Source organism: Peptacetobacter hominis (assembly GCF_006861675.1).
GTDB classification, from domain to species: Bacteria; Bacillota; Clostridia; order Peptostreptococcales; family Peptostreptococcaceae; genus Peptacetobacter; species Peptacetobacter hominis.
Genome location: NZ_SGJB01000001.1, coordinates 35828 through 60613, shown reverse-complemented (window position 1 = coordinate 60613; position 24786 = coordinate 35828). Strand labels below are relative to the sequence as shown.

General features: G+C 32.6%; 19 protein-coding genes. 4 read left to right on the top strand and 15 right to left on the bottom strand.

The genetic code is table 11. The annotated features are described in order from the left end of the window. Positions 1-294 precede the first annotated feature (294 nt). Entirely contained in the window at positions 295-2091 is a 1797-nt protein-coding gene (gene aspS, locus EXD82_RS00270) for an aspartate--tRNA ligase (protein ID WP_142534917.1), read from the bottom strand. Positions 2092-2847: 756 nt separating this feature from the next. Between aspS and EXD82_RS00265 the strand changes: the two genes are divergently transcribed. Then, the gene (locus EXD82_RS00265; RefSeq protein ID WP_142534916.1) at positions 2848-3420 is read left to right on the top strand and encodes a GNAT family N-acetyltransferase; all 573 of its coding nucleotides are present in this window, start codon (positions 2848-2850) and stop codon (positions 3418-3420) included. A 116-nt stretch (positions 3421-3536) separates the two neighbouring features. Here EXD82_RS00265 and EXD82_RS00260 read toward each other — a convergent pair whose 3' ends face one another. Next, complete coding sequence (locus EXD82_RS00260) at positions 3537-4409, bottom strand: LysR family transcriptional regulator (RefSeq protein ID WP_142534915.1); 873 nt, start codon at positions 4407-4409, stop codon at positions 3537-3539. Between the two features lie 204 nt (positions 4410-4613). Here EXD82_RS00260 and EXD82_RS00255 point away from each other — a divergent pair, with 204 nt between their 5' ends. Together EXD82_RS00255 and EXD82_RS00250 are read left to right on the top strand one after the other, a co-directional pair. After that, positions 4614-6350 carry an ABC transporter ATP-binding protein gene (locus tag EXD82_RS00255; RefSeq protein WP_142534914.1) on the top strand — a complete coding sequence of 579 codons (1737 nt, stop codon included), beginning with the start codon at positions 4614-4616 and terminating at the stop codon, positions 6348-6350. Beyond that, a complete protein-coding gene (locus EXD82_RS00250) occupies positions 6350-8221 on the top strand; it encodes an ABC transporter ATP-binding protein (RefSeq protein WP_142534913.1) in 1872 nt (623 codons plus the stop codon). The genes EXD82_RS00255 and EXD82_RS00250 overlap by 1 nt, the downstream gene beginning before the upstream one ends. 42 nt (positions 8222-8263) lie before the next feature. Here the strand turns inward: EXD82_RS00250 and EXD82_RS00245 are convergent, their stop codons facing one another. From EXD82_RS00245 to scfB, 12 genes are all read right to left on the bottom strand, one after another. Then, a complete protein-coding gene (locus EXD82_RS00245) occupies positions 8264-8722 on the bottom strand; it encodes a helix-turn-helix transcriptional regulator (protein ID WP_142534912.1) in 459 nt (152 codons plus the stop codon). Positions 8723-8824: 102 nt separating this feature from the next. After that, complete coding sequence (locus EXD82_RS00240) at positions 8825-9478, bottom strand: hypothetical protein (RefSeq protein ID WP_142534911.1); 654 nt, start codon at positions 9476-9478, stop codon at positions 8825-8827. 95 nt (positions 9479-9573) lie between these two features. Next, entirely contained in the window at positions 9574-10836 is a 1263-nt protein-coding gene (gene hisS, locus EXD82_RS00235; protein WP_142534910.1) for a histidine--tRNA ligase, read from the bottom strand. Beyond that, complete coding sequence (hemZ, locus tag EXD82_RS00230; RefSeq protein WP_142534909.1) at positions 10826-12367, bottom strand: coproporphyrinogen dehydrogenase HemZ; 1542 nt, start codon at positions 12365-12367, stop codon at positions 10826-10828. The genes hisS and hemZ overlap by 11 nt, the downstream gene beginning before the upstream one ends. Before the next feature lie 54 nt (positions 12368-12421). Next, positions 12422-13057: an MBL fold metallo-hydrolase gene (locus EXD82_RS00225; protein ID WP_142534908.1), complete on the bottom strand. Its 636-nt coding sequence runs from the start codon at positions 13055-13057 to the stop codon at positions 12422-12424. Positions 13058-13069: 12 nt separating this feature from the next. Continuing rightward, positions 13070-13519, bottom strand: coding sequence for a D-aminoacyl-tRNA deacylase (dtd, locus tag EXD82_RS00220; RefSeq protein ID WP_142534907.1), 450 nt, complete (start codon positions 13517-13519; stop codon positions 13070-13072). A 21-nt stretch (positions 13520-13540) separates the two neighbouring features. Next, positions 13541-15856: a RelA/SpoT family protein gene (locus tag EXD82_RS00215; RefSeq protein WP_142534906.1), complete on the bottom strand. Its 2316-nt coding sequence runs from the start codon at positions 15854-15856 to the stop codon at positions 13541-13543. Positions 15857-15912: 56 nt separating this feature from the next. Further along, positions 15913-16425, bottom strand: coding sequence for an adenine phosphoribosyltransferase (locus EXD82_RS00210; RefSeq protein WP_142534905.1), 513 nt, complete (start codon positions 16423-16425; stop codon positions 15913-15915). Between the two features lie 14 nt (positions 16426-16439). Beyond that, positions 16440-18896 (bottom strand): single-stranded-DNA-specific exonuclease RecJ, encoded by a 2457-nt coding sequence (gene recJ / locus EXD82_RS00205; RefSeq protein ID WP_142534904.1) that lies wholly within the window; start codon positions 18894-18896, stop codon positions 16440-16442. Positions 18897-18926: 30 nt separating this feature from the next. Beyond that, entirely contained in the window at positions 18927-20594 is a 1668-nt protein-coding gene (locus EXD82_RS00200) for an ABC1 kinase family protein (RefSeq protein WP_142534903.1), read from the bottom strand. Positions 20595-20709: 115 nt separating this feature from the next. Beyond that, positions 20710-21210 (bottom strand): gamma carbonic anhydrase family protein, encoded by a 501-nt coding sequence (locus EXD82_RS00195; protein ID WP_142534902.1) that lies wholly within the window; start codon positions 21208-21210, stop codon positions 20710-20712. After that, the gene (scfB, locus tag EXD82_RS00190; RefSeq protein WP_142534901.1) at positions 21210-22589 is read right to left on the bottom strand and encodes a thioether cross-link-forming SCIFF peptide maturase; all 1380 of its coding nucleotides are present in this window, start codon (positions 22587-22589) and stop codon (positions 21210-21212) included. The genes EXD82_RS00195 and scfB overlap by 1 nt, the downstream gene beginning before the upstream one ends. Before the next feature lie 295 nt (positions 22590-22884). Between scfB and EXD82_RS00185 the strand changes: the two genes are divergently transcribed. Further along, the gene (locus EXD82_RS00185) at positions 22885-23535 is read left to right on the top strand and encodes a hypothetical protein (protein ID WP_142534900.1); all 651 of its coding nucleotides are present in this window, start codon (positions 22885-22887) and stop codon (positions 23533-23535) included. Positions 23536-23605: 70 nt separating this feature from the next. On the opposite strand, the gene EXD82_RS00180 is transcribed toward EXD82_RS00185, so the two are convergent. After that, positions 23606-24784, bottom strand: a complete 1179-nt coding sequence (locus EXD82_RS00180) for a MalY/PatB family protein (protein ID WP_142534899.1) — start codon at positions 24782-24784, stop codon at positions 23606-23608. Between the last annotated feature and the right edge of the window lie 2 nt (positions 24785-24786).

Here is a 24786-nt window from a genome sequence, read left to right as displayed (position 1 = left end):
CTCATCAAAACAGTTTCTGTACTACAGAAAAATCTGTTTTGAAGGTCTTGCTATCAGAGCTTAAAATTTCATTTTACTCTGCCAGCCAACCGAGTATTTCTACTGGCCTGACGATTGACTGCACAAATGTGTAAGCTACTCCCCTTCAGAAGTATTTATTTTATAGATAATATTATATATCCTGTATATTATTCTGTCTATACTTTTTATATATTTAAAAGTAAAAGTTATTTAACATTAAATTGTGTCTACTGTTTTGTATACATTATAGACTCTCCAGTTGTTACAACTATATTATTCTTCATCCTTCTTTATATCAACTTTTATATTAAGTTCTTCAAGCTGTGATTCTTCAGCAAAAGAAGGTGCATTTGTCATTGGACATACAGCATTCTGGTTTTTAGGGAATGCTATAACCTCTCTTATATTGTCTTCTCCAGCAAGAAGCATTACAAGTCTATCAAGACCGAAAGCCATACCTGCATGTGGAGGAGCACCAAATCTGAACGCATCCAGAAGGAATCCAAATTTATTCTGAGCTTCTTCCTGAGACATTCCAAGAGCATCAAACATCTTCTTCTGAACCTCACCATCTGAAATTCTTACAGAACCTCCACCTACTTCGTATCCGTTCATAACTATATCGTAAGCCTTGGCTCTTAGTGTATCTTTTTCCTCTGTATCAAGTCTGTCTATATCTTCATCAAGTGGAGAAGTGAATGGGTGGTGCTTAGCAACATATCTTCCATTTTCCTCGTCTTCTTCAAATAGTGGGAACTCAGTTACCCATAGAAGATTGAACTGATCTTTTTTCTCTTCAAGTATTCCAAGTTTTTCAGCAACCGCAAGTCTTACCTGTCCAAGTGCATCAAATACTATAGCATCTTTATCAGCTACAAATAGTAGAAGGTCTCCCACTTTTGCATTCATTTTTTCTGTTATAGCTTTAAGCTCATCTTCTGTAAAGAATTTAGCTATAGGTGAAGTTATACCTTCTTCTGTTATCTTCATCCATGCAAGTCCTTTTGCTTTGTAAGTTTTTGCACAATCTTCAAGATGAGATATCTGTTTTCTTGGGAATTTATCAGCCATTCCCTCAACATTTATACCTCTTACACTCTTACCTTTTACTGCACAGTCTGCAAATACTTTGAATCCACAGCCAGCTACAACATCTGTTATATCAGTAAACTCATATCCAAATCTTGTATCAGGCTTGTCTGAACCATATCTGCTCATAGCTTCTGCATAAGTCATTTTCTGAAGTGGAAGTTCTAAATCTATTCCTCTTACTTCCTTGAAAAGTATTTTCAGGAATCCTTCTATAGTGTTCATTACATCTTCAGCTTCAACGAAAGACATTTCAAGGTCTATCTGAGTAAACTCAGGCTGTCTGTCTGCTCTAAGGTCCTCATCTCTGAAACATTTTACAACCTGGAAATATCTATCCATACCACTTACCATCAGAAGCTGTTTGAAAAGCTGTGGAGACTGTGGAAGTGCATAGAATTTTCCTTCATTAACTCTACTTGGTACAAGATAGTCTCTTGCTCCCTCTGGAGTAGGTTTTATAAGGAAAGGAGTTTCTATTTCACAGAAATTCTGTTCTGTAAAATACTGTCTTGCTATATTTGTAACCTTCTGTCTAAGAAGAAGATTTCTCTGCATATGAGGTTTTCTAAGGTCAAGATATCTGTATTTAAGTCTAAGTGCCTCAGATACATCATCATCGTCTTTTATGTATATTGGAGGAGTCTCTGATTTATTAAGAAGTCTAAGCTCTTTTGCAAATATCTCTACATCACCAGTAGGCATGTTAGGGTTTTTAGACTGTCTTTCTCTTACTTCTCCTCTTATTGCTATTACGTATTCTGAACCAAGTTTTTCAGCTTTTTCAAAAGCTTCTTTGTCAACTTCAGTATCGAATACTATCTGGCATATTCCGCCTCTATCTCTAAGGTCTACGAATACAAGACCGCCAAGATTTCTTTTTTTCTGTACCCATCCCATAAGTACAACTTCCTGCCCTATGTTCTCTGCTCTAAGATCACCACAGTAGCAGCTTCTTTTTAACCCTTTGATTGTTTCCAAAGTCATTACCTCCATTTATTTAGTATTTCTTATTATTGCATTTTATCTCTATAGACGCATTATCATATCTTTTGGATATATTGCTTCCATTCTAAAATTCCATATAGTTTATTATATCGCATCATACGATTTCTGTCAGTAGTGAAATACTCATAATCGCACTCATTATTTTGAATTGAATATATTACAAAAGGTTACACTTTGCTATATCTATGTGTATCTACTATCATTTTATGATATATTCAATATAAATAAAATAGTATTTGATTGGAGGTCTATGTATGGACACTTTACTTAAAAGTATAATTAAAAGTATCAGATATATTGTTTTTATTATGATGTTATTTCTTCTTGAAGTATATTTATTTGGAAATGAAAGCATATTTTCATTTATAATACCTATTTTTCTTGTTGTAGCTATTGCTTATATACATGAAATTTTTATAAAATCAAGGGGTAACAGAAAAATATTATTTATAGCATTTAATTTTTCAGAAGACTTGCTATTAGCTTCATATATAATATATATTTTAAGATTATGGAATGATATTTCATGGATTCAATTTTTAATACTATTTTTTATAGGTTCTGTATTTGATTATTTTGTATATAGTAAAAGATATAATAAAAATTTTAATTTATAGAAAGGCTTTATATAGCCTTTCTATTTTTTGATATAATAATATAATGATAAGTAATTACCTTACATATTTTTAGACTTATAGAATCATATCTATTCAAGAGGGGGAAAATGATATGGAAAATTCTTCAAATATAATTTCTGATTTTTATTATTCTAAAAATTTTTCACTTGAAAATAACAAGATATTAACTTTGAGAAATGCTGTAACATCAGATGCTGAGGAAATAGTTGCTTTTTTCAAGGAAGTTTCTGATGAAAGTTTAAATCTTTCATTCTCATCTGACGAATATGAAATATCACCTTATCAGGAAAAAGTGTTTATATCTTCTATAAACAGAAATTATTCTTCTATTATTATACTCGGATTTATTGATGATGAAATCTGTTGCATCGCCGAAATGATTTCTCCACCTGAGAGAAGACTTTCTCATAATTCCAATTTTTCAATAACTGTGAGAAAAAAATACTGGAATATGGGAATTGCAAAAACTGTCATTCCTGAGGCAATAGATTATGCAAAAACGGTGGATATAAAAAATATAACTCTTAGTGTGCGTTCTGAAAACAGTGCTGCCATCAATCTATATAAACGATTCGGATTTGAAGTTTGTGGAATAAGAAAAGATTATATCTGTATAAATGGAAACTATGACGATGAAATAATTATGCAGCTTCAGATTTTATAACAATATAAAAAGGACACAGTATTTATATAATAATATTTTTTATTAAGTATAAACACTGTGTCCTTTAATTAAAAGCTTCAAACTTTATTAATCTATCTTTTGGCAATTATTATATTCTATATAATATTAAAATAATTTATAAAAAATCTTATGTAATCTTCTTTGTAGTCCTGATGATATGCAATACCATATTCAATTTCTACATCATCATCTACTTCTTTTATTATAAGTCCCTGATGTATAGCCGGTATTGTATTTTCTGGAAGAATTGCTATTCCATATCCTACCTTAGCAAGCATGATACTACTCCGGTCATTATCGCACACTATATTAAAATTATTCTGTATGTAACTTTCTACTTTTTCTTTAAATCTGTTTTTCTGTATAAATGGTATCAGTCTTGGATTTAATGTTATTATAGGGTATTTAATATCTTCAAGCTTAAGTTTTTCATTTTGAGGAAGCTCTATCCCTGGAGACATAACCGCGTAAACACCCATGTTTTTTACTTTTTTAAACATACATTCTATATCTTTTATCATGTCTTTTGTCACAAGCATTACATCAATATGTCTGTCTAAAAACATTGCCTTAAGTTCTCTATAATCCCTTACAAATATCTGTGGATATACCCGAGGATACTTTTTTTTCATAGATGATAGAATATTTTCTATATTTTCAAGTTCCGCATAACTTGTACAACCTATTTTTATAAATGATGCATCTTCTTTTATTACTTTGTTTAATTTCTTTTGAGCCATATCAAATTTATTGAGTATATCTTTTGCATCTCCGTAAAATATTTTTCCTTCTTCTGTAAACTTTACAGATTTCGAATTTCTTATAAATAGTTTTTTACCCAATTCATCCTCAAGTGTTTTTATATGATGTGTTACTGTGGGAGTTGACAGAAATAGTTCCTCAGCCGCTTTTGTAAAATTCATTCTATCGGCCACACATATAAAACACTCCAGCTGTTTGCTGTTCATTTTCATCATCTCCTTATGTTTTATAAATTATAAACGTTTCCTCGATTTTTTTCAAGTTATCATTAGCATTTATCTAATGACATTGCTTTTTTTGAAATTCTATTTGATTTAATTTAATGATAAACTTTTAATATTAGATTAATCATTAATATATTTTTAATGATATTAAATATGAAATTTAATTATATTTGAGGAGGAAAAATGATGATAAAGAAATTATTAGGTTCAGTCAGAGAATACAAAAAAGCATCACTTCTTGCACCGTTTTTCGTTACTCTTGAGGTAATTCTGGAAATACTTATTCCACTGCTTATGGCCTCAATGATAGATAACGGTATATCTGCCGGTAACAAGGATGTTGTTGTAAAATACGGTACAATACTTATATTGTGTGTTGTATTCGGTATGATTTTCGGTGTTCTTTCCGGTGGATTCTGTGCAGATGCTTCTGCAGGATTTGCAAAAAATCTAAGAAAGGATATGTACTACAAAATACAGAGCTTCTCTTTTGCAAATATAGATAGATTCTCTGCTCCAGGTCTTGTTACAAGACTTACAACAGATGTAACAAACGTTCAGACAGCTTATATGATGATCATAAGGGTTGCCGTTCGTGCACCACTTATGCTTATATTCTCACTGGTTGCAGCTTTTAGTGTAAATGCAAAACTATCTCTTGTTTATCTTATCGCTGTACCGATTCTCGGTATAGGACTTTACACTATAATAAGTAAAGCTTTCCCTTATTTTGAAAAAGTATTTAAAATATACGACGATCTTAACTCTGTAGTTCAGGAAAACCTGACTGGTATAAGAGTTGTCAAATCATTCGTAAGAGAAGATTTCGAGGTTAAGAAATTCAGCAATGTTTCAGAAAGAATATTCAACACTTTCACAAAGGCTGAGTTCCTTGTTTCATACAATATGCCTCTTATGCAGTTCTGTGTTTATCTTTGTATGGTTCTGATTTCATGGTTTGGTGCAAAGATGATAGTTCAGAGTGGTTCAACTACTATGACTACAGGTGAGCTTTCAAGTATGATGTCGTACACAGTAAGTATACTTAGTTGCCTTATGATGTTATCAATGGTTCTTGTTCTTATAAATATAGCCAGATCATCTGCAGAAAGAATTGTTGAAATATTTGACGAGGAAGTTACTCTTAAAAACTGCGATTCTCCTATATTCAATGTAGAAAACGGAGATATTGAATTTAAGAATGTTTCATTCAGTTATGTCGATGATGTAGAAAAAGAATGTCTTAAAAATATATCTTTCAATGTAAAGAGTGGTTCTACTGTAGGTATAATCGGTGGTACTGGCAGCGGTAAATCTTCACTTGTTCAGCTTATCCCAAGACTTTTTGATGCTACAGAGGGTGAAATTAATATAGCAGGAAAAAATGTAAAAGAATATGATCTTTTCACACTTAGAAATGAGGTCGCAATGGTTCTTCAGAAAAATGAGTTATTCTCAGGAACTATAAAAGAAAACCTTAGATGGGGTAATAAAAATGCCTCAGATGAAGAACTTATTCACGCATGTCGTCTTGCTCAGGCTGATTCTTTCATTGAAACTTTCCCTGATAAATACGATACATATATTGAACAGGGTGGTACAAACGTATCAGGTGGACAGAAACAGAGACTTTGTATTGCAAGAGCTCTTCTAAAAAAACCTAAAATACTTATATTAGATGACTCTACAAGTGCAGTCGATACAAAAACAGATGCACTTATAAGAAAAGCTTTCAGAGAGGAAATCCCTGATACTACAAAAATTATAATTGCACAGCGTATATCTTCTGTTGAAGATGCAGATATGATAATAGTAATGGATGAAGGACACATAAATGGAATCGGTACTCACGATGAACTTCTTTCATCAAATGATATATACAGAGAAATATATGAATCACAGACGAAAGGAGATGACAAATAATGAAAAGAAAAAAATTAAATATTTTTCGGACTGTAAAAAGACTTCTTTCATATGTAGTTGGAAGACATAAAGGACCTTTTGCCGCAGTATGTATATGTATACTTTTAAGTACAGGAGCTACTGTTGCAAGTTCTCTTTTTCTTCAGATTCTTATAGATGATTATATAACTCCTATGCTTACCGAAATAAATCCGTCTTTTGATGGCCTTTTAAGAATGATTTTTCTTATAGCGTGTATCTACGCAGTAGGAGCAATTTCAACACTTATATACAATAGAATGATGGTTAGAATATCTCAGGGTACTCTTAAGGAAATAAGGGATGATATGTTTGAACACATGCAGAAACTTCCTATAAGATATTTCGATACTCATACTCATGGAGATATAATGAGTCACTATACAAACGATACTGATACACTTAGACAGTTTATATCACAGGCTCTTCCTCAGCTTGTATCAGCAGTTGTATCTGTTGTGGTTATATTCATCGCAATGGTTGTAAATAGTATTCCGCTTACTTTAATAGTTATTGCAGTTACTATTGTTATGGTATTCTGTGCCAGATATATAGGTGGATCAAGTGCAAAATATTTCATAAAGCAACAGAAATCAATAGGTGATGTTACCGGATATATAGAAGAAATGATCAATGGACAGAAAGTAATAAAAGTATTCTGCCATGAAGAAGAATCAAAAGAGGGATTTGATATTAAAAACGATGAGTTATGCGACGATGCTTCAAATGCCAATAAATTTGCAAACATACTTATGCCTGCAATGATGCAGCTTGGTAACCTTCAGTATGTACTTATAGCAGCTGCTGGTGGATACCTTGCACTAAATGGAATTGGTTCTATCACTGTAGGTATGATAATTGCATTCCTTAATCTTTCTAAAACTTTCTGTATGCCTATATCTCAGATAGCACAGCAGAGTAGTATGATGGCAATGGCACTTGCTGGTGCAGAGCGTATATTTGAGCTTATAGATGAGGAAATAGAAGAAGACAACGGATATGTAACTCTTGTAAGAATTGAGGATAGAACTGACGGAAAAACAATTGAAACTAATGACAAGAATGGAATCTGGGCATGGAAACATCCTCATCACGATGGAACTCTAACATACGAACCTCTAAAAGGAAATATAGAATTCAGAGACGTTGATTTTGGATATACAGATGAAAAAATAGTTCTTCATAATATAGAGCTAGGTGCCACAGCAGGTGAAAAAATAGCTTTTGTCGGTGCTACGGGAGCTGGTAAAACTACTATAACAAACCTAGTAAACAGATTCTACGATATTGCCGACGGTAAAATAAGATACGACGGTATAAACATAAATAAAATCAAGAAACCTGATCTTAGACGTTCACTCGGAGTTGTTCTTCAGGATGTCAATCTATTTACAGGTACTATAATGGAAAACATAAGATACGGAAGACTTGATGCAACTGATGAGGAATGTATCGCTGCAGCAAAACTTACAAATGCTCACAGCTTTATAAAATCACTTCCAGATGGATATGATACAGTTCTTACTCATAATGCCTCAGGACTTTCTCAGGGACAGAGACAGCTTATATCAATAGCTCGTGCTGCAGTTGCCGATCCACCTGTTATGATTCTGGATGAAGCCACTTCTTCTATAGATACAAGAACTGAATCTATAGTTCAGAAAGGTATGGACAACCTTATGAAGGGAAGAACCGTATTTGTAATAGCCCACAGACTTTCTACTGTTAGAAACTCTGATGAGATTATGGTTCTTGATCAGGGTAGAATTATAGAAAGAGGTCCTCATGATGAACTTATAAAACAGAAGGGCGTATACTACAGACTTTATACAGGTGCATTTGAACTTGAATAATATAAAAATAATGGAGCAGAAAATAAAACTGCTCCATTATTTTTATTTCATAATTATTTTTTTATTCCATACTTTTGATAGTATATCTTTAAATACAAGCATTGCGTCAAGATCATTATATCCATAATCTTTTTTTAGTTTATCAAGCTGTTCCTGTATCACTTTTTTGTATTCAGTTGTATCAACTATATCCTGATATGTAACAAGAACAGGATATTTTTTACCCCACATTTTCGTCCAATCCACTTTTTTGCTTTTTTCTTCGGATAATTTTTCTATAGATTCTTCAATTTCTTTTATATCTACATCAAATTCAATAAGCTCATCAAGTGTTAGTCCATATATGGAAGATAATCTCTTTGCCTGTTTTATATCCGGAAGAGTTTCATCTGTCTCCCATTTCGATATCGTCTGCCTGCTTACCCCCAGTTTTTCTGCAACCTGCTCCTGTGATAGACCTTTTTTCCTTCTGGCATCTGAAAGATTTGCTCCAAGATTCATATCCATCCCTCCTATATATATTATTATACTGTTTTATATATAGGTATTCTATCACTTATATATTGCTGTTTCGCACGTTTATTGTGCAATATCTATAACCTATTATGATATCCACCAGTTTCCATCCTGAGATTGGTAAAGATTTCCAACCTCTTCTGAAATAACATTTCCATAAAAATCTCTGACAACCACTACATGATAAAAGTTATAGTCGTCTGTAATACAATTATTTTCATCATCATATCCTTCTTCAATCCACTTTTCAAAATATATCTTGTCATCCTCTATAAACATGGCTGATTCATTATCTCCAACAGAAAAAGATATCTTCTCAGGATAATAACATTCAAACTTTTCACTGTTACTTATGACATAAACTTTAGTTCCCATAATATGTAAGTTATATAAGTTTACATCGTCTATATTCAGCTCTGTTTCTTTCTCTAGTATTTCACCCGGTATATATCTATACAGCGTTAGTACTCCTTTATCATAATCACCCTGAAGAAAATAATAATATCCATCTGTATATACCGGATTTCCGTATATTATATTTCTCTTTTTTTCAAAAGGTGTATATACATTACCAGTTTCAAAATCAAAGAACTTTATAACATTCCCCTGGTATCCACCTCTATTTGCCATCTCAAGCATTTCATAGAATTCAACATAGTCTGATGTTGAAAATGCATATCTTTCCTGTCCTATTATTTTTTCTATATATTTTCCTTCTACTTCTGTGAAACGTTTTAGCATAACTTCACCTCTCTGGATAAATTTTTGTTTGTATAATTGTAGCATCAATATACACATAAAAAAAGGAACAGTGTTGTAACTGTTCCCGAGTATCATTATAATCTTTCTCTTATCTCTTTTACAAGTTCATCAAGTTTAACTGCGTGCTGCTCTGAAGTCTTCATATCCTTAAGAGTTGCCTCATTGTTGTCTATTTCATCATCTCCGATTACTATTGTAAATCTTGCATTTATCTTGTCAGAGTATTTGAACTGAGCCTTTACACTTCTTGAAAGATGATCTTTATCAGCGCTTATATGCTCATCTCTAAGCTCTTTAAGTAAACTGAAGCTCTTAACTTTAGCCTTGTCCCCTATAGTAACTATGAATATATCTGTTGAAGTCTCATCTTTTATCTCTATACCTGCATCTTCAAGTGTAAGAAGAAGTCTTTCAACTCCAAGTGCAAATCCTATTCCACTGGTTCCTTTTGGTCCACCAAGATCCTCAACAAGACCATCGTATCTTCCTCCACCACATACAGTACTCTGAGCTCCTATGTTTTCAGCTATTATCTCGAATGCTGTCTTTTTGTAGTAGTCAAGACCTCTTACTATAGTCTTGTCAACTTCGTATGGTATCTGCATTTCATCAAGATATACTTTTAATTCCTCAAAATGAGCCTTGCAGTCATCGCAAAGATTATCCGCCATATAAGGTATATCCTTTATAGCTTCTTTACAGTTAGGATTCTTGCAGTCTATTACTCTCATTGGATTTTTTTCTTTTCTTTCATTACACATATCGCAAAGAACTTCTGACTTAGAATCAAGATACTCTCTAAGCTTTTTGTTGTATTCCCGTCTACATACAGGACATCCTACAGAGTTTATACTTACTTTAAGATCTTTCAGACCAAGTTCTCTGAAAAACTGCATTGCAAGTGATATAGCTTCAGCGTCCATAGAAGGGCTGTCACTTCCAAGCGCCTCTATCCCAAACTGATGGAACTGTCTCTGTCTTCCCGCCTGTGGTCTTTCATATCTGAAACATGGAGTTATATAGAAAAGTTTTGTCGGCTGAGTATCAGCATACAGTTTATTTTCTATAAATGCTCTAACTGCTCCTGCTGTTCCCTCTGGCTTAAGAGTTATATCTCTATCTCCCTTGTCTGTAAATGAATACATTTCCTTCTGAACTATATCAGTTGTATCACCAACACCTCTTTTGAAAAGTTCTGTGTGTTCAAATATAGGTGTTCTCATTTCTCTGTATCCATAAAGGGCACATATTTCTCTGAATTTATTTTCAAGATAATTCCATTTGTATGATTCTTTAGGAGTTATATCCTTTGTTCCTCTTGGTGCTTTAGTAAGCATTCTTTTCTACCTCCCTTTTTTTCTTATCTATCATATCCTCTACTCTTTCGAGATATATTTCAATATTTTTTACATCGTCTACTCTCTCTATTCTGTTTTCATCAAGATATACAAACTTCGATATAGCACCGGCTCCTATAGCTATATTAGTCTGTTTTTCCTCCATCATCTGCATATTGTATATACACTCGTAACCCTCTTTTGCATATCCTACATTTTCAAGGTTTCCAAGCATCATTTTCTGTCTATACATGTAGTACGGATTCATTTTCATATCTCTTGCGTATTTCATAGATATGTCTATCATTTTTATCATTTCCTGATATTTGGTAAGGGTATCCTTATAAGCATCCATATCCATATTAAGTCTTGATGCTCTTTTTATGGCAAGTGTATGCACTGTTAAACTCTCTGGAGAAAGTTTTTTTATCTCTTCAAGAGTATTTTTTACCATTTCAACATCCTCATCTACAAGTCCGAGGATTATATCCATATTTATGTTGTCAAATCCCAGTCTTCTAGCCATCTTAAAACACTCTTTTATGTCTTCTACACTATGTCTTCTTCCTATTTTTTCAAGTGTGGAATCGTTCATAGTCTGAGGATTTATACTTATTCTGTCTACACCGTGTTTTTTTAGAACAAGAAGTTTTTCTTCTGTTATTGTATCCGGTCTTCCTGCTTCAACAGTAAATTCCTTTATATTTTCAAGATTGAATATCTTTTTCAGATTTTCAATCATATAGTCTATATCTTCAGCCTCAAGTGCTGTTGGAGTTCCCCCACCTATATAGAACGTCTCTATCTCCCATTTTTTATTATTTATTATCTCAGCAGTCCCTCTGGCTTCATCAAGAAGTCTTTCCACGTATTTTCTTCTAAGATTTCCGTATTTCTCTGTAGAATTTGAAGGGAATGAGCAGTAATAACATCTTGTAGGGCAAAACGGGATACTCACATATAGAGAAATTTTTCCTGAGTCTGTCGGATATATAAAACTTCTCTCCCTATTTGCTATTTCAAGTGCAAGACTTGCCTTTTCATCAGTTATAAAATGTTCTTCTTTGAGATACTCAAGTATTTCTTCGTCAGTCATACCATCGCTCATAAGGTTATGAACAATTTTTACAGGTTTTATTCCTGTAAGATCTCCCCATGGGACATAACTTTCCGGCATTAAACCTTTAAGTGCCTGAAAAAGACTTTTCTTTATCGCCCATTTTGCTGATTTTTTTATTTCAAGCAGATGTTCTCTATCGTTCTTTTCTTCAAGTTCTCCTATAAGCTCCATATAAGATTTATCATATACTTTATAAATTTCTTTTGACTGAGTATACTCTTTCGTATCTCCATTTGAATACACACTTGTCTCTGATATTATGTTTTTATTTTCAATAAATACTCTATTTTTTATTAATGTATCGTCACTATTTTCATCTTCTGAAGTATATTCAAAATCAGATGTAAAAAGTTTTATAAGTTCTGATACTTCATATTCATAATCATGACCTTCTAAAATAACCTTTATCATCCTTTTCTCCTTAACAAAACTTCACTATAGGGAAAAATCCCTATAGTGGTTATTCTAGTTTCCTATATATTTTGAAGAAAGATAAGGATTTGTTTCCTTTTCATGTCCAAGAGTTGAAGCATCTCCATGACCAGGATATACTGCAAGCTCATTTTCATATTTTTTTATTTTTTTAAGAGACTTTTTCATTTTATTTTCGTCTCCACCATAAAGATCACATCTTCCCATACTACCTCTGAAAAGAGTATCTCCTGTTATAAGACTATTTTCAACTCTTATACACATTCCTCCCTCTGTATGCCCAGGAGTATGTATAAAAGATAATTTTGTATTTCCAAGCTCAAGTTTATCCTTGTCATCAACATATATATCCGCATCAAATTCTGTTTTTCCACATCTCATTCTATCGCTGAGATTTTTTGATGCATCATTAAGCATATCCTTCTCATCTTTATGAGCAACTATAGGAACATCCTTATATTCTTTTATATTTTTTACATATCCTATATGATCTGCATGACCGTGAGTAAGTATTATGTATCTTAAATCAAGTCCCTCTTCTTTAAGATATTCTATTACTTCATCAGGACTGCCACCTGGATCGACAACAGCAGCCTGCTTTGTATCTTCATCTGATATTATATAAACATTTGTAGATGTATAAAAATCATTGATTCTCTTTAATTCCATAGATATATCCTCCTAAAAAGATTTGTCTGATTCAAGAAGCATAGTAACAGGTCCATCATTCAGAAGCTCAACTTTCATATCTGCCCCAAATATTCCTGTTTCTGTATGCACATCATTTTTTCTTGCTTTTTCTATAAACTCAAGATAAAGTCTATTCGCTTCCTTTGGATCTGCAGCATCGGTAAATCCTGGTCTTCTTCCCTTTCTGCAGTCTCCATAAAGTGTAAACTGAGATACCGCAAGCAGCTCTCCTCCTATATCTTTAAGCGAAAGATTCATCTTTCCATTATCATCTTCGAATATTCTAAGATTTATTGTCTTATCTACTATATAATCAACATCTTTTGAAGTATCCCCATGAGTTACTCCTATAAGAACAAGAAGTCCTTTTTCTATCTGTCCTGTTACATTTCCATCTACAGTGACTTTTGCATGGGATACTCTCTGAACAACAGCTCTCATAGTCTCCTCCTATCGATGTAATTAATTGCTCATTCTGTATATACTTTCAACTCCTGGAACAGCTTTTATTTTTTTCATTATGTAGTTAAGCTGCTCTGTACCACCTACTTCTATAAGCAGATTTATTGTAACTTCAGAGTCTTTTCCTTTTCTTGCATTTATTCCATTCAGACTAAGCTTTTCATTTGCAACTATATGAGTTATTTCGTTTACTATACCTCTTCTATCTACAGCCTTTATCTGAACTTCTGCCTCAAATGTTTCATCCTGATTGTCACTGTTTGCCCAGGATACTTTTATCATTCTTTTTTTGAAGAATTCATCATTTGTATTATGTACATTTACACAGTCTGCTCTATGAACAGCGACTCCTCTTCCTTTTGTTATATATCCCACTATATCATCTCCAGGAAGCGGATTACAGCATTTAGCAAATCTTACAAGTATATTATCAAGTCCTTCGACAATTACTCCTTTTGAAGGAACTTTCTTTCTCTTTTTGCTGTATTCTGTATCACTTATATTGTGCTTTTCGATATCTTCAGGAAGACTGGCTTTCTTCTCTTTCATAGCCTGTCTTATTTCTCTTGTATAAAGTTCTTTAAGCTTAGTAACAACCTGAGATGCCATTATTCCACCATATCCTACAGTCGCTACAAGGTCTTCTATATTAGGCTGATTGAATTTCTTGGCTATTATAAGCATATTTTTGTCTACAATAGGATCCTTTGTTGTAGGTATACCGTGTTTTTTAAATTCTTTTTCAAGAATTGCATTTCCTCTTTCTATATTTTCTTCTCTTCTTTCCTTTTTAAAGAACTGTCTTATTCTACTCTTTGCATTAGGAGTTTTTACTATATTAAGCCAGTCTCTGCTAGGTCCTGGAGAGTTTGATGCAGTCAGAACTTCAACTATGTTACCATTCTGAAGTCTGTAGTCAAGAGGAACCATCCTTCCATCGACTTTTGCACCGACACATTTATTACCTATATTGGTATGTACTCTGTATGCAAAATCTATTGGAGATGATCCAGCTGGAAGCTCTATTACATCGCCCTGAGGTGTAAATACATAAACCTGGCTTGAAAATACATCCTCCTTAAGGGCATCCATAAATTCGTGAGGATCTTTAAGGTCCCGCTCCCATTCCATCATCTGTCTAAGCCACTGAAGTTTCTCCTCTATTTTGTCTTCTTTTGAGTTTGAGATTCCTTCTTTATATTTCCAGTGCGCTGCTATACCATATTCAGCTATATTGTGCATTTCATGAGTTCTTATCTGTATTTCAACAGCTTCTCCATCAGGTCCTACAACTGTTGTATGAAGAGACTGATACATATTAGGTTTAGGCATTGCTATATAATCTTTGAATCTTCCAGGGATTGGTTTCCATAATGTATGAACCACACCAAGCACTGCATAACAATCCTTAACTGTATCCACAAGTATCCTTACAGCTGTAAGGTCAAATATTTCCTCAAAGGTCTTGTGTTTTTTCTTCATTTTTCTATATATACTATAGAAATGCTTTGGTCTTCCATATACATCGCATGGTATATCCATTTCATCAAATTTTTCTTTAAGACATGTTACTATCTTATCTATATAAGCCTCTCTCTGACTTCTCTTCATAGAAACTTTTTCTACAAGTTCATAGTATCCATCATGGTCTATATATCTTAGAGCAAGATCTTCAAGTTCCCATTTAATTTTTGATATACCAAGTCTATGAGCTATTCCGCCATATATTTCAAGAGTCTCCGTAGCCTTGTATTTTGCTTTTTCCGGATCCATATAGTTAAGAGTCCTCATGTTGTGAAGTCTGTCCGCAAGTTTTATAAGTATAACCCTTATATCCTTTGCCATAGCAAGAAACATCTTTCTAAGATTTTCTGACTGGGTTTCCTCTTTTGAACGGTATTTTATTTTACCAAGTTTTGTAACTCCATCTACAAGGTCTGCAACTTCCTTGTTGAATATTCTTTTTATATCTTCATATGTAAATTCTGTATCTTCAACTACATCGTGAAGAAGTCCGCCTGCTATAGTTTCTATATCAAGCTGCATGTCACAAAGTATATTTGCAACAGCTATAGGATGTATAAAATAAGGTTCGCCTGATTTTCTGAACTGTCCTTCGTGAGCGTATTTTGCAAGTTTATATGCCTTTACAATCATATCAAGATCGCTGTTTGGTGCATATGATTTTACTTTTTCGAGTATATTTATTAAGTCTGCATCCGATTCCGCGCTGTCATCGGCAAAGATTTCCTTTACTTTTTCATTCCTATTAAATTCCTTTATCTTTTCATTCTCATGTAACCCTTTATCGTGCATAAAACCACCTTATTCTATCATTTAAATCTGTATAATATTAATACCCTTACCTAGTATTAATATTTTATAATTGATTCCACATTATATCCGTCAAATTTTTCTCTTCCATTAAGGAATTCAAGCTCTATAAGGAACTGTATTGAAACAACTTCACCGCCAAGTTTTTCAATAAGTTTTACTGCAGCCTCCATAGTACCTCCTGTTGCAAGAAGGTCGTCTATTATTGCTACTTTTTGTCCCTTTTCAATCGCATCTTTATGTATTTCTATCTTGTCTGTTCCGTATTCAAGTTCATATTCATAGCTTTCTGTTTCTGCAGGAAGTTTTCCAGGCTTTCTTATAGGAACAAATCCTGCTCCTACTGCGTATGCTACTGGAGCACCTGTAAGAAATCCTCTTGCTTCAGGTCCTACTATAACATCTACATCAAGATCTTTAAGGTTATCTGCCATAATGTCAACCATTTCTTTGAAAGCGTCCTTGTCTTTAAGAAGAGTTGTTATATCCTTAAATCCTATTCCAGGCTTTGGAAAGTCCTGTACGTTTCTTATTTTTTCTTTTAAATCCATAATAAGGCCTCCTTTTAAAATTTATAAAATTCGTATGAATCCCGTCTAAGCATCTTTAGATTTGTCAGGATCTCGCTTTTATTCAAATCGAGTTTTGTATCAGGTTTAGGCCTTGAAACTGCTTTTATGAATTTACTGTCGCAGCTCATTTCAAAATCGACAAGTCCAAGTTCTGCAAATACTCTCAATGCCGCAATAACTTTTAATGGAGTCATTCTGAAAACAGCCTTTATGTCATCAAGCCTTATGCTTAGAGATTTCATTTTATATACATATCTGTATACCACTACAAATTCATCTCTATCTGGTACAATATTATCAATTATATTTTTAAGATATACCAGGTCAAGCTCGCTGTAATTTTTTATAATTCTGCATTTCTCTGATTTTTTTGAATATAAATCCGCGTAATCACCCTCATTATAAAGATAATCATAAAGAATAATATTATTATATCTTTTTATATCGATTTTATCAATATTTGGAGCAAATATAAGATGTATTTCATCTTCTGTTTTTTCAGTATTCAGGCAGTTAAAATATACAGAATAATCTTCATTGATTATTGAAATATCAGATTTTGCTCTAAAATATCCATTTATTGTATTTGCTATAACAAGTGTATTCTTATTAAATAGACTGAGTATATTCTCTTCTATATTTCCAGATACATCTTCCTTTGAAATTCTGATATCATAATTTCTATTTATATATAAGTTCTTATTGTCTTTAGGTATAATGTTCATCATAAGATTAACAGCTTCAATATTTGACGATACTGATGATGGATATGCAAGTCTTATATCCTTTATTATGAATTGAACCTTTCTGTTTCCCATGTATGTATTCTCATCAAGCTGGAAAATAATATCTACTCTGTCACCAATTGTTATTCCATCTGCAAGATGTGCAGCATTAAATCCTATACATTCAAATCTGTTGTTTTTTTCTATTATTATTTTTATGTGCTGTCTATTTTTGCCCATATATCTGATTTCATTTACAAGACAATCTCTCAGCATAAATCTCGGCGTAGGATTACTTACCCCAAAAGGTTCTAGCATATGAAGTTCTTCTATAAGTTTAAAGTTTGCCGATTCTTCACATATTTCAAATTCAGCCTTTATTTCTTCTATCATATCCTCTTCAGATAGATTATAATCAGCAAAACTATTTATTTTTTTTCTAAGCTCGTCAATATTTTCAACCGAAAGGCTAAGGCCTGCAGCCTGTTCATGTCCACCGAATTTATTAAGAAGTTCCGATGAGTTCATAAGTGCATCAAATATACTGAAACCTTTTATAGATCTTGCTGAACCAGTAGCCTCTCCATCTTCTATACATAAAAGAATTGTCGGCTTATAGTATTTTTCTGTAAGTTTCGATGCCACAATTCCTATTACACCATGCTGCCATCCTTCATGAGCAATTACAAGAACTCTATCATCCAGATATGATGGATTTCTTTTTATTTCCTCCTCGGCATCGTGGTATATCTTTGATTCTATGATCTGTCTTTCATCATTTTTAGCATCAAGCTGCATCGCTTTTTTTATAGCTTTCTCTCTATCTGTTTCTGTAAAAAGTTCTACTCCAAGACCTGAAAAACCAAGTCTTCCAGATGCATTTATTCTTGGTCCTATACTGAATCCTATATGAGATGAACCTATTTTTTCCTTGTCAACACCACATACATCTATAAGTGCATCAAGCCCTACATTTCTGCAGTTTTTAATACTTTTAAGTCCATTTTTCACTATTATTCTATTCTCATCCACCAGCGGAACCACATCGCATATTGTCGCCATTGTCGCTATTTCAATATAATCATACACAGTATCCCTGAAAATCTCCGGCGGAGTAAGTGCCTGTATTATTTTGAATGCCACTCCACATCCACACAACATATCAAAAGGATAATCGCAATCCTCCTGTTTCGGATTTATAACAGCATATGCATCCGGTATTTCGCTCTGACACTCGTGGTGATCTGTTATTATAAGGTCTATCTTTTTCTCTCTGCAGTATTTTGCCTCCTCCACAGAAGTTATACCACAGTCTACACTTATTATAAGATCTGCACCTTCTGATTCAATATAATCTATAGCTTCTTTGTTTATACCATAACCTTCTTCAAGCCTATTTGGAATATAGTATCTTACATCGTATCCTATAGACCTGAAATATATTATAAATATAGAAGTCGATGATACCCCGTCCACATCATAATCACCATATATCCATATTCTTTCCCTATTTTCCACAGCTTTTTCTATACGATTTACTGCTTTTTTCATATCTTTCATGATAAAAGGATCTCTTAAATACTCAAGAGATGGGTTTGTGAATATTTCTATATCTTCATCATCCGTTATTCCTCTGTTTTTAAGTATCTGATAAACTTCTTTTGATACAGATTTTTTTTCTGATTCTTCTATATTTCCTTTATGCAAAAGTGTCCATTTCTTCACTTATCTTCCTCCTGTCTATTTATTAAGTATCTATTTTTTACTTATTCTCGTTCTTATTATATCTATTACAAGAAGTATACCCACAATAAATGATGTGAAAAATCCAAAAAACGACATTATTTTTATAGTCCGACTGCTCTCAAGGTTTGGAGATGCTATTATAAGAGACGAACCTACTATAAGAGCTGCAAGAACCAGTGACATAGACATTTGTGTAGTCATTTCCTTCAGACAATCTTCTATTCTTCTCATCTTTACATCTTCTATGGTTATTTTAAGATTGTTTTTTTCAAGAACTCTAAGCACACCCTTTATCTGCTTCGGCATGCTTTTAAAGTCGTGAAACATCTCTTCAGCTTCCTGTTTTTTCTCTTTTGCAATGTTTTTAGGATTGAGACTTTCCTTGTAGTAGTTTTTTGCAAATTCCCTACTTATACCTTTTACTGAAAATCCTGGATTAATCATCCTTCCTGTTCCTTCAAGTGTTATTATCGTTTTTGCAAGTGTAACAAGCTGTGAAGGCATTTTTACTCTATATTTTCTAAAAAATGAAAATACCTCTCCTATTATACTTCCAAAGCTTATTTTTTCTATTGGAACATCATAATAGTAGTGAATCATATACATTATTTCCTGCCTGAAACTTTCCATATCTGTATTTTCATCTATGGAATCCATTTCATAAAGTACATATGCTATTCTATCTACATCCTTATTTATACACGCAATTGCAAACTGATTAAGATGCTTCAATGTTTTTTTATCTATTATTCCTATCATTCCAAAATCTATATATGCTATTTTTTCTTTATCTATAACAAAAATATTTCCCGGGTGTGGGTCTGCATGGAAAAAACCATGCGTAAGAACCTGCATAATAAATGATTTAACACCTATATCTGCTATTTTTACAGGATCCCATCCTTTTTCTTTTATTGTTTCTATATCGCTGACTTTTACTCCATTTATTTTTTCCATTACGAGCACTCTTTTTGTCGTATACTCCATATATATTTCCGGTATATATACATGCTCACTATATTGAAACATCTTTTTCATTTTTACAGCATTTATCGCTTCATAATTGTAGTCAAGTTCTCTTAATAGCTGTGTAGAAAGTTCCTCTATAACATCTTTTAAATTTATATTATAATCCGCAACAACATCCTGGGCGGAATCCGAAACTCTTTTCAATATTTCAAGATCCGATTTTATAGTATTTTCTATACCAGGTCTCTGAACCTTCACAATGACAGATTCGCCTGTTTTAAGTGTTGCCTCATATACCTGACCTATCGAAGCTGCAGCTATCGGTTCACTGCTTATAGATTCAAATATTTCGTCAACCGGCATTTTTATCTCATCTTCTATTATCTTCATTGCCGTTTCTGTTTCAAAGAAACTTACATCATCCCTTAATTTTTCAAGCTCTTCTATCATATCCTTATCGAGAAGATCTCTTCTTGTACTGAGAATCTGGCCCATTTTCACATATGTTGGACCCAATTCCTGAAGGGCATATCTCAATCTTTCTCCGGAAGTCATCTTTTTTATATCGTCCACCGGCTCTGTAGAGTCTATATCCACTTTGCTTCCATTATCCTTATTTATTCTTTCTATTATAAAACTAAAGCCATATTTTATCATGACCTGTGCTATTTCTCTGTATCTTTTTATGTGTCTATAACTTATTCTCATAAAAACCACCATTTCTTTGTATTATATATTTATATTATAATACTTTATCATAACAGCCGATAGAAAAAAATGCCACATAAAGCATAACCAGACTTTATGTGGCATTTTTACATTACTATATATTTTTATGTTTTTCAGCTGTCTCTACATACATGTCGGCACTTTTCAAAAGTCCTTTTTTTTCTTCATCTGTAAGTTCTCTTACAGCTTTTGCAGGACTTCCTATTATAAGCATGCCATCTGGAAACTTTTTGCCAGATGTCACAAGAGCTCCAGCTCCTACTATTGAAAATTCTCCTATTTCTGCACCATCAAGAAGTATAGCACCCATTCCAATAAGCGAATTGTTTCCTACTTTTGCTCCATGTACAATTGCTCTATGTCCTATTGTAACATTGTCGCCTATTTCTGTTTTTAATTCTCCATGTATTACAGTTCCATCCTGTATATTGGTATTTTTTCCTATTTTTATGTACTCATCGTCTCCTCTGATTACACTTGTATACCATACACTTGAATTTTCTCCTATTGATACTTTTCCTATTATTTCGGCTGATTCAGATACATATACACTTTCATGTATTTCAGGTTTTATACCTTCAAAATCTCTTATCATTATTTATCTTCGCCTTCCATCATAAGTTTTGCCTGTATCATTATTGCACATTCTGTACGCTTTCTCTGCATCTCACATCCAAGATGATATGGCTTATTTATATCTCCATTGAAGTTTAATGCATTAGCGTGGCATCCACCTGAACAGTAGAATTTATTCCAGCAAGTTTTACATTCTTCTTTGTTATATACGTGAGCATTTCTGAACATCTCCTGAAGCTTCTCAGGGAAGTGTATCTCATCGTCCATTATATTGCCCATTATATACTCTTTCTGACCAACAAACTGATGACATGGATATATATCTCCGTTTGGTGTTATAGAAAGATATTCGTTACCTGCTCCACAACCAGTTATTCTCTTTATAACACATGGTCCCTGATTAAGGTCTACTATAAAGTGGAAGAATTTAAACTTATCTCCCTTAAGCTGTCTTTCAGCAAGCTCAGCAGCAAATTTTTCATATTCATCAAATATTTTTGGAAGATCTTCTTCTCTAAGCGCAAATGGATTTGATTCATCATCTACAACCGGCTCAACTGAAGTAAGCTCAAATCCTAAATCTCTAAAGTGAAGTATGTCTTTTGAGAAATCAAGGTTATCTCTTGTAAATGTTCCTCTTACATAGTAGTACTTATCCTTAGGTCTTTTTTCTACAAGTTTCTGCATTTTAGGAACTATTATATCGTAACTTCCCTTGTCGTTTATAGTAGGTCTCATGTTGTCATTTATTTCTTTTCTTCCATCAAGACTTAAAACGACATTGTGCATATTTTCATTTATATAATCTATTATCTCATCATTTAACAACATACCATTTGTTGTTATTGTAAATCTCATATTTTTATTGTAGTCTTTTTCTATTTTTCTACCGTACTCTACAAGCTGTTTTACAACTTCAAAATCCATTAACGGTTCTCCACCAAAGAAGTCTATATCAAGATTTCTTCTGTTTCCTGAATGTGTAACAAGGAAGTCTAAAGCTCTCTTTCCAACCTCAAAACTCATAAGTTCTGGATTTCCTCCGAAATTTCCCTGTTTTGCAAAGCAGTACTTACATTTAAGGTTACAATCATGTGCAACATTAAGACATAATGCCTTTACAACCGGTTCTCTGTGTACAAACGCAGGATGGAACTGATAATTGTCTTCTGTATATAGAAGTCCCTCTTTTTCAAGTTCTGATATTTCGTTCCAAGCCTCTTTTACTTCTTCTTCACTGAATTCTCCTTTTAGAGAGTTTATCGCTTCTTCTAAAGTACTCTCTTTATAATAATCAAGTACTTTAAATGTAACTTCATCTATAACATGAACAGATCCACTATTTACATCAAGTACTATGTTATATCCGTTCATAGAATATTTATGTATCATACTCACCTGAATACCTCCAATTAAAATAATATTAAATACCCTTAATTATATCATATGTCATTATCAAATTACAATAATATGACCAGTTTGTCATTATTTTCAAATATTATTTAATCAATATTTATGATTAATTAGTGTATACTTTTTTGTTGTTTAATAGCTCTTAATATGTTTTGACTACCTATTCAGACAAAAAAGTTACATTTTTTATTGTTATTTTTATATTTATTGTAGCATATTTATTATTTATGTGGTATTATTATAAGCGTAGTAACAAATAACTTTTAAGGAGATGATTTATTTGAACGGAACAGTTGTTCAGTACAATTTTTTAAGAATGGAAAATGAAGATTTTTATGGATTAGATTACGCTATAGTTATAAATGAAAACGAAGATACTGTTACATTACTTCCTTTTAATAATAAGTTTGTAAAAGATTCTATCGCTTCTTTCTGCCTTGGAAAAATAGATGGATTCCTTGAAATAAGAAACGAAGGATATATAGAAAATTCAGGACAGTATGTTCATTTTGATAAAATAATCGATGTTCCAAAAGCTGACGTTACTCCTGTAGCTGCACAGGATACCCTTGGAAATCTTTATGTATCTGAAGACGGAAGTTTCGTTCCGGTAAAACTTAGCGATTACCAGATGAATATGGTTAGCGAAAGACAGGAAATATTCAATGAGGGTGAAGCTACTACTCCTCTTGGACTTATATTCAAAGCTGACAAGAGTTATAAACTTGACTACGACAGCATAAGTTCAAAAGAACTTCTTGATCTTGGAAGTACTACTTTTGATAGATATAGAGAATATAATTTCGGAAATGAAAAAATAGTTGTTTTCTATATCGATGGAAAACGTTATTCTTTAACTATGAGAAAAGGAGATTCTTCTTCTCTTAAAGAAAGAAACTCTGAACTTATGGAAGTTTTCCAGATAGCATAGCCTACCATTCATTATTTTATATATATGCAAAAACAGGAGATTGATTTTTAATCTCCTGTTTTTGTATTTTTTATTTATTATTTTTAAGATATTCTATACTACGTTTCAATCTTTCAAGACCATCTATCAGTTTTTCTTTTGGACAACCACAGTTCATTCTCAAATATTTATCTGAACCATATGTTTCCCCTTTCATTATACCGACCTTTCCACAATGTATAAGAGCATCCTGTAACTCATCACTTGTATATGGAAGATTTCTACAATCTATCCATGCAAGATATGTTCCATCTGGTTTTTTAAATGATAATTCAGGTATATTTTCTTCTATAAATTTTTCTACAATTTCCATATTATTTCTTATATATTCTACAAGAGTATCTACATAATCATCACATTTATTGTACGATGTCATAGTTGCATACATTCCCATAAAACTTACCGAATTAAGAAAATCCTTTCTTCTCATATGTGCTACGAAAGCTTCTCTTATATCAACATCCGGTATTATTGCATAAGAACAGATAAGAGATGGATAATTGAAAGTTTTTGATCCTGATGAAACAAGATACAGCTTATCATATTCATTAATCCACTTTACTATCGGATTGTGTTTTCTATCTCCAATTACCATATCCATATGTATCTCATCTGATATTATCTTTACACTATATTTTTTACAAAGTTCTATTATTTTATATAATTCTTCTTCTGTGTACACTTTTCCAGTTGGATTATGAGGAGAACATAAAAGCATTATTTGAGAATTTTTTAATTCCCTCTCAAGCTCATCAAAATTTATACTGAACTTTCCTTCATTTTCAATTAAGTCAACTTTTTTAAGATTTCTCCCATTCTCCATGATAACATTGAAAAAAGCATCATACATAGGATTAAATGTAAGTACTGTATCTCCTTCTGTAGAAAGAAGTCTGAAAAGAAGAGATACCGAATACATAACACTTGGACTATATATTACCCATTCATTTTTTACATCTGTATTAAATCTTCTTTTGAAATACCCTGCTATACTTCCTTTAAAATCATCGTGGTTCCATCTAGTGTAACCGTATATAGGTTTTTCAAGAAGTTCTTTGAGTTTATCTGTAACTTCATATGGTATTATAAAGTCTGTATCAGATATAGAAAAAGGAAGTAAATCTTTTTCCCCAAATCTATCCTGTATATAATCCCACTGTGTGCAATATGTGCCTTTTCTATCATTTATTACATCAAAATTATATTTCATTT